This is a genomic window from Salipiger sp. CCB-MM3, from assembly GCF_001687105.1.
Classification (GTDB): domain Bacteria; phylum Pseudomonadota; class Alphaproteobacteria; order Rhodobacterales; family Rhodobacteraceae; genus Salipiger.
Map to the genome: position 1 here is coordinate 56,094 of NZ_CP014597.1, position 15,832 is coordinate 71,925.

Annotated in this window: 1 protein-coding gene; it reads left to right on the top strand. The window is 61.3% G+C overall.

All coding sequences use genetic code 11. The features are described 5' to 3' along the window. Nucleotides 1-115: 115 nt before the first annotated feature. The gene (locus AYJ57_RS20660) at nt 116-15,820 is read left to right on the top strand and encodes a carbohydrate-binding protein (protein ID WP_066110581.1); all 15,705 of its coding nucleotides are present in this window, start codon (nt 116-118) and stop codon (nt 15,818-15,820) included. The last annotated feature ends 12 nt before the right edge of the window (nt 15,821-15,832 follow it).

Consider the following 15,832-nt stretch of genomic DNA (forward strand, 5'->3'; position numbering starts at 1 on the left):
TCGCGAATTACGCGGCATGCTTGATTTCCATTGCTCCCAATTGGGGTGCAGTATTTTTTACTGCGCCTCGCAGTATCAAAATTTGCGTAAACTCGCAGTAAATTAGGATAATCCGATGCCGATCGAAACCATCATCATTCAAGCCGAATTTTTCACTCTGGACCTGGTCGGCGAAAGCGCGTCGAGCCCGAACGCAATGCGCACCCGTAATGACCCCGAAACGCAGCCATCCAATACGCCTGCCACCGGATACGATCAATATGGCCTGCGCGAAGGATATACCGGCGAAGGCGATGAGAATGGATGGGGATACCTCGACATCAATGGTTCGGACACCGGCGCCCAGGCATCGACTGAATTTGTGGCCGAGGAGGCGGGCACCTATGCCGTAACCCTCCGGCTGTCCAATGGAAACGGCGCTCGCCCGATTTCCATCACGATCGGCGATGTGACCGTTGAGATCGAAAACACCAACACCGGCGATTTTCACTATTGGGAAACCCGCACGGTGCTGATCGACGTGCCCGAGCCGGGAACCTATACGCTGACGATCAATCAGACGTCGACCGGTGGCGCGCCGAATGTCGATGCAGTCGCGATTCATGACCCCGCGATCACCCCGGATTTCTCGGCACCGGTCTTTCTCGGGCAGACAGATTTTCTCATGAACGAGAACTCACTCGCAGTGGGCGCAGTTTCCGCGCAGGACATTGCCAACGACACGTCCCCCGATGCGGCCTCCAGAGCGGGCATGTCCTACGCGATCGTCGGGGGCACCGACGAGGAGAAATTTGAAATCGACGCCGATACTGGCGAAATTTCTCTCATCGAGCCCTCGGATTTCGCGGGACAGTCCAGCTATGATTTGCTGGTTGCGGCGACGGATGCCGAGGGCAGCGCGACGACGCAGGCTGTGTCGGTGACGGTGATCGACAACGGCGGCTCCAGCTTCGAGACGACATATGTAGCCGCTGAAGACCTGGTGCGTATCGACGGCGCCGGATCGGCCTCTGTGCTGCGCTCCATCGACGGAGAAGTGGAATCTTCGGCAAGCGGGACCAATACCGGCGCCGCGGAAGATGGGTATCCCTTCGATGAGCACTTCCTGCGGCACAACTACTCCGGCATCGGCTACGTCGATGTCAACGGTGACCCCGGGGACAAAATCTCGACCTCTTTTTCCTCGGGCGCTGGTGTCTACGACATTGCCATCCGGCTGACCAATGGCGCGAGCGATCAGCCCCGGCCCATTTCGGTGAAGGTCGACGGAGTCGTTGTTGGGAGCCTGGAGAATACCAGGACCGCCGACTGGAGCACCTGGGAGGTGCATACCTTCACGGTCATCCTTGATGAGGGGGACCACGAGGTCATCATCACGCAAGATGATGACGGCGCGCCGAATATCGACGCTGTCATGATCGGCTTCACCGGCCAGGAGATGAGCTTCTTCGCGCCGGAGATCACAAGCTCTTCGGAGTTTTCGGTCGCTGAAGGGGAAACCTTCATCGGTCAGGTCTTCGCCGACGACCAGGACGACACCGATTTCACCTTTGCGCTGCGTGGGGCAGATGCCGAGGCCCTGGAAATCGATGAGAGCGGCAACCTGTCCCTGCTGAGCTCGGCAGATTTCGAGATGCCGACTGATGAGGACGAGGATGGCATCTACGAGGTGATCGTCGATGTGTCCGACGGATCGCAAACCAGCTCGCAGGAGATCTCGGTCACCGTGTCGGATGTGGAGCCCGATCCCGACAACACCGCGCCGACCTTCGCAGGCGAAAGCCTTGAGATCGAGATTGCAGATGGCGCCAGCGTCGTGGCAACGGGGCTTTGGGCCGTTGATGCAGAGGGCAATCCGATCACCTACGATCTCGTGGGGGCGGATGCCGAAGCGTTCGAGTATGATGCCGAAACAGGCACTCTGTCTCTCCTTTCCGCGGCCCAGCATTCGGCTCCTGGCGACATGGATAACGACGGGACCCTCGAGGTGTCCCTTGTTGCCAGCGACGGCCATCTGTCGAACGCGCTCACCGTGGCGGTTACCATCGCTGAGCCGGTCGATGTTCCGGCCTCGGCCATCTTGCTCACCGCGATCGATGTCACGGAAAATCTCGCCGGCGCGGTTGTGGCCGAAGTCCATGTCACCGATCCCGACAGCAGCTATGTCGCGGCAGACCTGAGCCTTGCGGGGGAAAATGCCGAGGTCTTCGAACTCGTCGATGGCACGACCGGGATCGAACTCAAGTTCCTGGATGGAATTGCAGGGGACTTTGAAGGCGCACCGCTGGAAGTGTCCGTCACCCTGGGGGACCTCTCTTCCGAGCCCTTCACCCCCGCGCTGATCGACGAAGTCGAGCCGATGGCCGTCGTTTTCGACGAGACCGCCATCAGCGCCTACAATGACGCCCAGGACCAGCCCGAAGACGGTGGCGCGGTGAGCGTGTCGGAAGACGGCTCGTCCGTGACGCTCGACGGCAATTTCTGGAAGCGGGTGCAGCTGCCGGAAAGCTACGAGATCAGTGCCGACACCCGGCTGACCGTTGACATCACGCTTGGTGATGCGATGCCGGAAATCGTCTCCCTTGGCTTCGATGACGACGATCAACCCTTCGAAGCGTCGGACGGCTCGAACTACCAACTCGCCGGCACCCAGAGCCAGGGCGGCTTCATCGATCTGCGCGGCCAGGGCGAAGACCTCGGCGATGGCGTGCTCCGGTTCACGATCGATCTGTCTGCCCATGCCGGAACCACCATCAGCTCGCTCACGCTGGTTTCCGATGATGACGCCTTCGGCAATGGCCGAGGCTCCGTTACCTTTTCGAACGTCCAGCTTTTTGAAAGCGATGGGGAGGCTGAAAATAGCGGCCCGATCGTTGTCGGCGGCGGTATCGCCGATTTCTCTGTCGATGAAACAGGTGTGATTGAGGTCGACCTGCCCTTCACCGATCCCGATGGCGATGAGCTGACCTACAGCCTTCAGGTTCTGGATGCGGAAGGGGCGCCTGCCCAGAACCACGGGATGACCATTGCCGGCGGCGTTCTCTCGGGGGCGGCCCCGGAAGAGCCCGGTGCCTATACCGTGCTTGTCACGGCGACCGACGTGGCTGGGAGCAACAGCACGCAAAGCACCTCCTTCGTCCTTACCGTCGACAACGTGAACGATGCGCCGATCTCGAGCGCACCGGCGCTTGAGCCCTATTTCGTCCAGGCCGGCGAGACGATCGATGGCATCGACCTGGCGCAGTTCGAGGAGTTTTTCTCAGACCCCGATGGGGATGCACTCACCTTGAGCGCCGAGAACCTGCCGTCCGGCCTGAGTGTCGATGCGGAAGGGGTGATCACCGGCATGCCGACTGTCGGAGGTGAGTTCGAAATCACCATCCTTGCGACTGATCCTGCAGGTCTTTCTGCCTCGCTTACCATTTCCATGGTGATCGAAGGCGGGCAAATCGGCGATGAGATTGTCGTCGAGGCAGAGAATTTCACCGGCCTTGAAGTGGCCGACGAGTTCTATGCGACCGGCCAAGCCGGCGCATCCGAAGACCGGATCTTGCGCGTCGGTGCCATCGGAGATGTGGCCGAAGTCACCACCGATCTGACCCAGAATGGCGTGATCGAGGGCTGGTACATGGTCTCAATGACCCGGTACGACGAGACAGATGGCAGCGCCACTTACTCGCTGACCATCGGAGAGACGGTGCTTGCCGAGAACGCCGCCTTCGATGGCACTCCGGATGCGGACAGCGAGAATGACGCTTTCGACAACGACAATGCGCGGGGCGATGCGGGGCAGTCGGGCAATCTCAAGACCATCACCTACGAAACTCCGGTCTATGTGTCGGAAGGCACGGTGCTTCGACTGAGTGGTGTGGCCGACGGTGAGCTTCTGCGCACCGACAAATTCACCTTCACCCGGATCGAGACGCCCAACAGCGCGCCTGGCGCGGTGTCCATCGACAACGCGAGTGTTGCCGAAAACAGCGCCGGCGCCGTGATCGGGCTGCTGTCGGCTACGGATCCGGAAGACGGAGCCGAAGGCCTGACCTTCAGCGTCGATCCCGCCTCGGATTTCGAAATCGCCGATGGCGCGCTCAAGCTCAAGGAGGGGGTATCGCTCGATCATGAGGCGGGCGCGAGCATCCTGGTCGACGTGATCGTTACGGATGCCCAGGGCGCAGAGACCGCAACCACCCTGACCATTGCCGTGACGGACGTCCGGGAGGCCCCGTCCTCCCCTGTCATCACCGGCACGGTGGTTGCGGAGAACGCGGAGGGCCAGGTGATTGGCACCCTGTCGTCGGTCGATCCCGAGCAGACCGCGGTGACATTCGAGGTCAGTGATGACCGTTTCGAAGTCGACGCTTCCGGACAACTGTCCCTGAAGGCCGGCATCTCTCTCGACCATGAGGCTGAATCTGCGGTTCAGCTCGTCGTGACCGCGACAGACGCGGCCGGAGAGACCGCGCAAACCATCTTCGAAATCACCGTGACCGATCTCAACGAGGCGCCGGTTCTGGGATCGCCGGATGCGCTTGGCGATATCGAGATTGAAGATGGTGCCGGCGCGCTGGTCGACCTTTCGATCCTGGCTGCATCCGACCCCGACGCCGAGGCGATGCTTGCCTTTGAGGTCGCTGAGGCCAACGGCGGGACGCTGCCCGACGGCTTCGTCATCTCGGGATCGGAACTGATCATTCCGGCCGACGCGCCAACGGGCGTCTATGAGCTCGCGATTTCGGTCAGCGACGGAGAGCTTTCGACGGGACCGGTGAGCTTTGCCGTCACCGTCGGTGACCCCGATGCGATCCAGCCCTTCACCATCCAGGCCGAGGACGACAGCCTGGTCGTCATCGAGGATGTTGGAGGGACTGAAACCGGCGAGGTCATCCGCGTCGTGAATGCGGACAACCCTGATGACTACGGCTCCTACCGCGCTGGCGCCGTGGGCGGTGAATATGTCGATTTCGGAAGCAACCCGGGCGACAAGATCACGGTTTCGGTGAGCGCCCCCGCTGCCGGGGCGTACGAGCTGGCCATCCGCTACGCCAGCGATGGCGATCGTCCGCTGTCCCTGGCCGTGAACGGAAACGACAGCACGCTTCTCGATTTTGCCAGCACAGACGATGAAAACCCCTGGGAAACCTGGATCGATCAGCTTGTGACGATCGATCTCGAGGCGGGCATCAACACGATCACCCTCGAGATCCCGGAGGGGTATGCCCGCGGGCCCAATGTCGACCAGATGACCTTGAGCTATCTGGGCACGACCTCGGATCAAGCGCCCTCGATCCCGGCCCTATCGAATGCCTCGGTGGACGAGAATGCCGACGGCGCGGTTATCGGGACCGTCTCTTCGGTCGATCCGGAAGAAACGGCGGTATCTTTCACGGTCGATGACGCCCGCTTCGAAATCGATGGTGACGATCAGCTCACCCTGAAGTCGGGAGAGTCGCTCGATCATGAGGCGGAGGAAACGGTTTCGGTGGTCGTCACGGCAACCGATGAAACCGGTCAGACCTCGGAGGCAACCTTCGAGATCGCCGTGAATGATCTCAACGAGGCGCCGGTTCTGGGCACGCCCGAGGCGCTCGCGGATGTTGACCTGGACGAAGGGGCCGGCGGGTCGATCGATCTTTCGGCTCTGGGGGCCACAGACCCCGACACCGATGACGAGATCGTCTTTGAGGTCACCGCCCTTGGCGGCGGGGCGATGCCCGAAGGCTTTGCGGTCTCCGGGAACACTCTCATCGTTGCGGCCGAAACCCCCGTGGGCATCTATCAGATCCTGGTTGCGGCAAGCGATGGGGCGCTTTCGAGCGGGCCCGTGAGCTTCACCATCACCGTCGGAGATCCCTATGCGATCGATCCGATCACGATCCAGGCCGAGGACGCGAGCCTCGTTGAGATCGATGATGTCGGAGAGAACGCACAGGGGCAGGTCACCCGGGTTGTGACGGAAGAGAACCCGGATGACTTTGGCAATTACCGGGCCGGTGCGACCGATGACGCATATGTTGATTTCGGCAGCGATGCCGGCGACAAGATGACCATCACCGTCGATGCCCCGATTGCCGGCACCTACGAGGTGGCGTTCCGCTATGCGAGCTCGGGCACGCGCCCGCTCACCATGTCGCTGAATGGCGGCGCGGGAGAACTCGTCTCCTTCACGGGAACCGTGGGAGCCGAGCCATGGGAGGCCTGGACGGATCTCTTGGTCACCGTGGAGCTGGTGGCCGGTGAAAACACCGTCTCTCTTGCGATCCCGGAAGGAAGCAGCAGCGGGCCGAATATCGACCAGGCGACCTTCTCTTTCCTGGAGCCGGCTGTCGATGCGAGCGCGGATGAAGACGGAGACCTCTCGGCCTATGTGGATGCGTCCGTAGCGCCGGCCGATCTGGCCCAGGTGCAGTTCGAACTGACCGGCGTGGACGCAGACATCGTATCCTACGCCTATTCCACGGATGACGGCGCGAGTTTCATCCCGATTGTCCCGGTGGATGGCCTGGCGACGCTCGACCTCACGGAGTTTTCCGAGGCCGACGCTGTTGAGGTGATCTTCCAGGTTACCGACGCTGCGGGGAACGTGGCCACGACATCGGCCTCGCTGCAGATCACGAGCGGCGCCGTGGACTTTGCGCAGACCATCCAGTTCGAGGCGCGTGATGGGTCCATCACCATCACCGATGATACGCCTGGCACCAATGGCACCGGGATGACCCAGGTGCGTGATGCGCTCAATCCAGAGGAGGTGACGGCGGAGCGTGGCTCCGATGGTCTCTGGGACGACTTCGAAGGGGACGGCTATCTCGATGTCGGCTCTGATGTCGGTGACATGGTGTCCTTCGAGGTGGATGTGCCGGCCGGAGGGACCTACGCCTTCACCATCCGCTACGGCAACGGCAGCTCGAGTGGCGATGATCGCCCCATGACCTTCTCCGTGGACGGCGTGGTTGTCGAAACCATCCCCTTCTCGGTCACCGAGGATTGGGACGTCTGGGAAGACGTGACCGTCGAGGTCGATCTCTCGGCCGGTTCGAATACAATCTCTCTGACCAACACGACGGCCAATGGCCCCAACCTCGACCAAGTGGTCGTCTCGAGTGTTGACGTGGGTCCGGTCGAGCCGGAGGTCCCGACCGAACCGGGCGCGCGCGAGACCATCAAGATCAACTTCCAGGACGGCACGGTGCCGGTCGTCGAGGGCTATCTCGTCGGGAACTTCACGGATTACGGGCTTCAGTCCAATGGGGTCACCTATGGTTTCGTGACGCAAGCATCGGCTCTCGATGCGGATGGAACCACAAACACACCGGTGGGGTCCGACTACCCGGCAATCGCGATCAACGAGCGCTCGGGGACGGGCACGCTCGATGACGACGGCAGCCTGCCGGCAGAAAAGTTGACCGTCGATTTCGACAGCATGGACGCGCGCCTCACCGGCTACGCCCATCTCGATCTGGGGACGACCATTCCGGCCGTTGGCTGGGAGATCGAACTGGAGAATGGTTGGTATGAAGTAACCGTCGCGGTGGGTGACACCGGCGGCGTCAACGACAGCGACAACCAACTCTACGTCGAAGGCGAGCTTGCCAGCTCCTACACGCCGAACTCGGCGTTCAAGACCGAACTGGTCACGACTGTCGTGAAGGTCGAAGATGGCCACCTGACCCTCACGGGACAAGGCGGGACGATCACCGAGCTGCAATATCTCGAGATCCGTCACCTGCCTGACCTGACGCCGGATGACGGCAACGAAGCGCCCGAAGACTATGCGGCCTTCGTCAATCCCCGAGCGGTATCAGCCGATGGTGAAATGGAACTCGGCGCCAATGGCGCGGACCTTCCGGTCGGCGTCGACCCAACGTCGGATATCGTCCTGGGCATCGAGGTCGTGGATGGGCGCGGAGGTGCCCTGCTGGAAAGCCTCGGCAGCGGGGCGATCCGTCTCTACGAGACGCTCACGGGCGAAGAGGTCGCCTACAGCGCGAACACGACCGGTGGGTTCGACTCCGTGACCATTGCGCCGTCGGCCGATCTGAAACCCTTCACCAGCTATACGGTGGTGATCGACGGGTTCCTCGACCGCGGCGAAAACGATGACCTCGATGCAGCGAGCCGGGAGTTCCAGAAGTTCAGCACGACATTCGTCACCGGGGCTGCCCCGGAGGTGGAAGATCGCGAGGTGGCCTTCATCGACACGCTCCTGCTCGAGTCCGACCCGATGCTTGGCGAGATGTACAGCTCGATCGAAGTGTCTCCGGACAAGCAACATCTCTATGTGACCTCGCTCTCGGGGACCATCACCCGCTGGGAGCTGGGCACTGACGGATCGATCATCGAGGAGACAAAGGAGGTCTTTGCGCCAGGCGGGGATTTCGAAGTCGACGGCGCCCGCCGCGGCATCATCGGCATCGTCTTCGATCCCGAGGATGAGAACACCATCTGGATCACGGACAACTACCCGGTGCCCCTCAATGGGCGCTCGAACGGTGTGCCCGAGTTCTCCGGGCGGATTTCGAAGGTGACGCTTGGCGAAGGTGGATCGCTGGAGGACGCCGAGGTCGAGACCTACGTCACTGGCCTGCCGCGGTCCAACGGCGATCATGTGACCAACAGCCTCGAGTTCCGGCTCAACCCCGACTATGTGGCAGGTGGCAGCGAGCCGCAGTACCTGCTCTACCTGACCCAGGGGTCCAACTCCGCCATGGGCGAGCCGGATTCCGCGTGGGGCATGCGCCCGGAGCGCCTGCTGAATGCGGCAATCCTGGAAATCGACCGATCTCTCGACGCGCCGGAAGGTGGTTTCGACGTCAGCACCGAACCGCTGCCGGATGATGGATTGAACCGCCGCTTCGAGGACACCGACAACGACCTCAAGAACGGTGGCATCTATATCGACAGCGGCGAATACACCGGCAACTACCTTCACTTCGATGAAGACGGTGTCGCAGAGGTCCGTGCAGGCGAGTTGGCCAGCTCGGAGTTGATCGAGCGGTTCTACGATCCCTATGCCGAGGACGCGGTGGTCTCGATCTTCGCCACCGGCAACCGAAATGCCTATGACCTGGTGTGGCACACCAATGGCTATCTCTATGTGCCCACAAATGGCTCGGCCGCCGGAGGCAACACGCCCGACGATCCCTCGACCCCCGAGGATGAATCGAACACCGGTGTGGGCATTCAGCACGATTACCTGTTCCGGATGGTCGAAGATGGCTACTACGGCCACCCCAACCCGCTTCATGATCAGTACATCCTCAACGGAGCCAATCCGACCGACGCTGTCGATCCCAATGAGGTGACTGAGTATGAGGCCGGCACGGACCCGGATCCGGACTATGATCTGGAAGGTGCCTATTCGCTCAACAACAACAAGTCGCCCAATGGCGCCATCGAATATCTGAGCGACGCCTTCGGTTCGTCCCTGCAAAATGCGGTGATCTTCACCCAGTATTCGAGCGGCGACAATCTGCGGGCCGTGCTTCTGAATGAAGACGGCACCGTCGCGGAGGACTTCATCCTCCGTGACCCGGATGGAAATATCATCAGCTACGTTGACCCGCTTGACGTCATCGAGGGCGCCGATGGGCGGCTCTACATGCTCACCCTGAGCCGCGCCACGGGCGTCAGCCAGATTGTCCGTCTCGAGACCGCACCGGGCGGGATCGTCACGGATGACACCGCGGACGAGGGCGATGATCTGGCATTGCTGGTTATCAGCGCCAGCGACAGCTCCGAGGTGCTCTTCCAGATCAATGGCCTCGACAACGACATCGAGGAAGTCGCGGTCAGCTTTGACGGCGAGACCCTCGAGATCGTGCAGCTCGATGCTCAAAATCGCTTTGTCCGCGACATGAGCGACGTCTCGGGCGAGGCCGTCGTCGCCATCCTGGTGACGGATCAGGAGGGCAACACCGCCACCGCCGACACGACGGTCACGCCGGGCGTGGCCACCGGTGGCAGCTACATCGATGCCAGCGAGTTTACCCTGATCGATCTGGACAGCGGAACGCTCATTCGCCTCGTCAATGTGCCGAGCACCCACGAGAGCAATGCGAGCACCGATGCAGACGGTGACGGGCTGCACGACGGCTATTCGGGCGAAGGCTACCTCGATGTTGGAGGCGGGTCTGAAGAGAAGGCGTCCTTCATCTACGACGCCCCCATCTCCGGCAGCTACACGCTGACATTCCGGATGGCCAATGGCTCGGGAAATGCCCGCCCGATGCTGATCAAACTAGGGGACCAGGAGGTTGAGTTCAGCGACACGCTGACCGCTGGATACAACCAGTGGGAAGATTTCCAGGCCACATTCGATCTGGAGAAAGGCATCAACACGATCGTCATTGAACAGCTCACCGATGCCGGTGGCCCGAACATTGACAGTGTGACCATCGAAAGCCTGACGCCGATTGTCCCCAATGATGGCACCGAGACCGTGGATGGGCTCGACTACATCCTCTATGAGGCCGAAAACGCGCTGCTGTCGGGGCCGGTCATCGTCTCTGATGCCACCAACCCCCGCGGACAAAGCGGCGGGGAATTCGTGGACTTCGATGGCTCCGGCACCCAGACGATCGAATGGTCGGTCCTGGCATCCGAAGCCGGCACCTATGCCATGGACATCATCTACGCCCTGGGCGCCGGGAAGGCGGCGCGTCCGGCCAGCCTGCTGGTCAATGGGGTTGATGTCGGAGTTCTCGCCTTCGAGGCCAACAGCAACTCCGGCGAGACCATCTGGGGGCCGCAGAGCGCTTTCGTCGAGCTTGCTGCCGGCGTGAACACGATCTCGATCAGCGTTCCGGATGCAAATGGCGCCAACATTGATTACCTGCGCCTTTCCGATGGTCCGGTTGACCTCTTCGATCCGGCCTATGCCGCGATCGACGGGGAAGGTCGGATCGAGCTTGAAGCGACCGACGACACCACCCGGACACTTGGCGACACGACGGTCGAGTTCTACTTCACCGTCTCCGCCGATGACACCTATGCTCTCGACCTGGCGGCGAATGCCGGCGCGGCCGATGGGGCAGGCCTTAGGGTCTATCTTACCGCCGACGGCGGCGACCAGGTCCTGATCGATGACAACGGCTTCCCGGGTGTTGGCGAGGAGGGCGAAACCTCTGCCTACGCCGAGCTTCTGGCGGGCGTGCAGTACAAGCTGACTGTGGTCTCCGATCAACCCGGTGCCAGCGACATTGACTACCTCGATGTGCGCCCGGCACCCGGCAACGACAATGCCGACATCGAACTGCAGAGTGCCGACCCGGCCTTCTATTCGGATCGTCTGCATTTTTCCTGGATCGACAACCCGGCGTCCTCGGCGTCCTCCGACCGCGATTTCAAGGAAAGCGCGACGGTGATGGTGTCGAACAGCGGCACGGAGGCGCTCGAGATCCTCGAAGTGCACCTGACAGGCCCGTTCGAGCTTGCTGACGCCGCGGCCCTCGAGGGGCTGACGCTCGAAGCGGGACAATCGATCGGTGTCGAAGTGCTCTTTGACCGGGAGGCCTATACGTCCGGCAGCAGTGCCGTGACCGGTGTTTTCGAAGGGGCGCTGGAACTGCGCACCAATGATGCCGATACACCGATCGCAACGATTGATCTCGCCGGGTTCTGGCAGCTCCGCGACGAGGGCGGACACGAGCCCAATGTCAACGAAGTCTGGGATGTGTTCGGCTTCGGCAACGAGATCGAGGATCTGACCTACGTCTCGGGCGGGGAGGATGACGAGCTCAACTTCTACGACGTCTATCTGCCCGTGGATGAAACGGAGGTGCTGTCCCCTTACTGGCGGATCGCAGAGCCGGGCGGTGAGGTGAAGATCACCCAGATTGCCGCCTTCCACAGCCCCGGCGGCGCTTCGATCGGCATTCATGCCCCGGGCGACAAGTCCAGCGACGTGGTGCTGACCACCCATGGGAACGCACAGAACCAGAGCCTGCTGCCGCTTCTCGGCAATGGAGCTTTTGCAACGCGCGCCTTCAGCGCTGCGGATATTCCCGATGGTTGGGCTGGAGACGATCTTTTCGGGATCGAGGTGGCAGGACTGTCCACGGACCCGACACTTAACGGCACCGGCAATGGTGCGCCAAGCCAGGCGGAGCTTGATGCCCGCTATCCGGGCTACACCGTCACGGATGGGCAGGTCTACGATCCGGACGGAAACCCGGTTTCAGACGGGTACACCGTTCGGATGTTCCAGGCCGTCGATGAGAATGGTGTCTCCATCGAAAACGTCTTCCTGGGCGTGATGGACTACACCGGGGTGAACTACGACTACAACGACAACATGTTCATCATCGAAGGCGTGGCGCCGGTCTACCTCGGAGGCCAGATGGAAATATCCGGGCTGGATGATGCGGCCGCCGGTGACAGACTGGTCTTCTCGCGGATCGACAATCCGGCGAATTCCAGCCAGGCCTTCCGCGATGTTGCCAGCATCACGATCACAAACGATGGTGCTGCGCCGCTGACCATCGACGATCTCTCGGTGGAGGGCGCGTTCGAGATCAGTGGACTTTCGCAGGGCGATAGCATCGCAGTCGGGGCAACCGCTGAACTGACCGTGACCTTTGTCGGAACCGACGGGTCGGACGATAACCTGGCGGTCTTGCATGAAGGATCTCTGACCATTGGAAGCAACGCCGGGACACGGGAAATCTCTCTTGCAGGGATTGCCCAGATTCAGTCCGAAGGCGGAGAGGAGCCAACCGTGGCGCAGATCGTGGAAGCCTTCGGCTACTCCACAGATGTGGCGCAGGGACAGCTCAACGGCGGCGGTGTTGTCGAACAGATCGGTGACGAGGTGCTCCTGCCCTACCTTCAGCGTCTCGATGGATCGAAGCCGGTAGAAGTCATCCAGATCGCGGCCTACCTGTCCGCGGGTGTCAGCCGGCTAAGCCTGCATGACGTCTCGAACGGCGCGCTTACCGAGCTCTATGCGCAGGATGACAACCAATACCAGACGCTCCTGCCGGATGGGCTGGTGGCCGGGACCGGTGCATTGCCGGGTGTCGCCCGCGCCAGCATCGATCGTGACGATGCCTTCGGGCTTCGTGTGACGGTGGATGGCCGCCCGACCTACTCGGCCTGGAGTGACCCTGATGCCAATGTGGCGGATGAGACCTACAATATCTCCGGCACCAACGAGGGCCATTACATCCGCTTCTTCCAGGCAAAGGACGCAGATGGCAACGACATCGAGGGGACCTTCATCGGCCTGCAGGATTACCCGGGCGGCTCAAACTTCGACTACAACGACCATATGTTCATCGTCACCAATGTTCAGGCCTATGACCTGAGTGCACAAGAAGATGCCGACGGAGACGGCGTCAACGATGCATTGGTCACGGACAGCGACAACGACGGCATCATGGATTTCTATGATCCCGAGGTCACGCCGCAACCGGTGGATCAGATGGCGCACAGCGAGGATGGAGCCGCATGGCTGGTCGGTGATGAGGGCCTTACCCTCATGGCCAACCTCTTCGACGAAGGCGGCCAGGGCCTTGCCTACAATGACGACGGGGTCAAATCCGGAGACCAGGCCGTTCGGCCGGGCGAAAACGTCGACATCTCTGTGGGGACCGGGGCCATCGGCTACACCGAGGCTGGAGAATGGATCGAGTACACCATCAATGTCGAAACGGCAGGGGCGTACGAGCTCTCCTTCAACTCCTCAACGCCGCTGGATGGAAGGAGCCTGACGGCCAGTTTTGAAATCGACGGTGAGTTCTATGAAACCGCGCAGGCGGAGGTCCCGAATACAGGCGCCTTCACCACCTATGCCGACACCGATCCGGTCACCGTCAACCTCGAAGCCGGGGAGCAGGTGCTGCGAGTCAACTTCGATGTCGCTGCGCAGGACCTCATGTCCTTCTCGCTCATGCCGGTGGCAGACGCGGAGCAGAGCCCCTACCCGGGTCCTGACCTGCCGACGCTCGTCGATGGAAGCCTGACGATCTTTGCCGGTCACTACGACGACGGCGGGCAAGGCATCGCCTACAACGATGTCGCCGGTCTTCAGGGAGGCACCGATGGTGGGCGAGACGGCAGCGATGTGGAGATCACCTCCGCAGGCGATATTGGCTGGATCGAAAACGGAGAATGGGCCGAATACTCCATCAATATCGATGAAGCGGGCCTTTTCGACCTCGAGCTGCTGATGGCCTTTGGTGGCACGGGAGGGCGCTCCGTTACCGTCGATTTCTATCGCGCCGGGGAGGACGATCCCTACGCGAGCAGCGGCAGCATCGCGAACCCAACGACTGGCTCGTGGACGACCTTCCTGGCTCGAAATGCAGAGGGCGTCTCTCTCGAGGCAGGCGAGCAGACCATGCGGGTGACCTTTGCCGGCGGCAGCCAGGACTTCAGGTCGATCACCCTCACGCAACAGGCCGGCGCAATCCAGGAGGCTTATCCAGGCCCAGCGCCGGTTCTGGACGAGGCTCTGACCGTTGCTGCTGCCAATTTTGACAGCGGCGGGATGGATGTGTCCTGGCACGACGACGAGGGTCGGGATGGGGCGCATAGCCTGCGGAGCGATACCGATGTCGAACTCGTGGGGGCCACGGCCGATATCGGCTACATCGAGCCAGGCGAATGGGTTGAATACACCATCAATGTCGCGGCGGCAGGCAGCTACAATCTTAGCTTGCTCGCCAAGACACCGATCGGTGGCAATACCATTTCGGTTTCTCTCGAGGACGGCAGCCCGCTGAATGTCTTTGCGCTGGAAGACAGCAATGGCGCATCGAGTTCCTTCAGTGGAACCTCCTTCACCGAGACGGAGAGTGCAGAGATCGCGCTCGAGGCCGGGCTTCAGACCCTGCGCTTCACCTTCGACGGGGACCCGGCCACGAACGGCTACCTTCTCGATTTCCGCTCCTTCTCCCTGGAGAAAGTGGAAGAGGTGGCCGAAACACAGATGGCTCTACCTACAGCCATGTCGTTCATTGCCCCGTCTCTCTTGTCTGCCTCGGTCGTAGAGGAGGCGACGTTCGGCGAAATTGCTCCCGAAGATGAGATCGTCTTCGAAGGTGCAAGCTTCTCGCGCGCCGATGTCGAGGTTGATCTGAGCGTGCCATCGGTCGGCGTGGACACAGATCAGGACGGCGATCTGGACGAGCTCTTCGTGATGAAGGGGGATTTCGATGGGGGCGAGTTCATGGCCGTCTCCCTTCAAGGGGCGACCGTGTTGAGCCACGAGCGCTACTTGATCGATCTCGAGGAGCGCCGTGAGGTGGCAGAGGAGAACGTCAACGGCGTGGTCAATCAGGCCTTCCTTGAAGGGGATGGGATGACGAGCTTCGAAGTCCGGCTCTCCACCCATGGGCACTCGGGCAAGCAAAACTCCCTTGGTATCTATGAGATAACCGAGGAGGGGGAGATCACCGATGTGAGGATCCTGTCTGAAAACGCCAAGAAAGCGAAAGGGGACATGCTGACGGTCGATGGCATCGAAGCGGGTCACAGCCTGGGCTTCTTCCTGGTGCAGGATGGCGCCAAATGGGCTCGCAAACTCGGCGATGACGATAGCTTCCAGTTCTTGACCCGTGCTGGAGAGACCGCCTCCGTCGAGGATGGGGCCGACATATTCCTGGCGGTGAACGATGTAGCCACGTCGCTGACCGTGTTCCACAGCTTCTCGAAAAGTCTCAACGTTGATGGGATCGAGCATGTGGTCTCCGGCGTTACCGCCGGCGGAGAGGGGGTTGCCATCGGCTTTGAGGACCTTCTTGGCGGAGGGGATAAAGATTACGAAGATCTTCTCTTTACCGTCTCCAGGCTTCCGGGAGACGATCTCCTCGATGGCTGACGTCTTGTGACG

Bases quoted from the DNA above. Each gene is read 5' to 3' on its own strand.
- AYJ57_RS20660 (WP_066110581.1), top strand. From the start codon at position 116: ATGCCGATCGAAACCATCATCATTCAAGCCGAATTTTTCACTCTGGAC.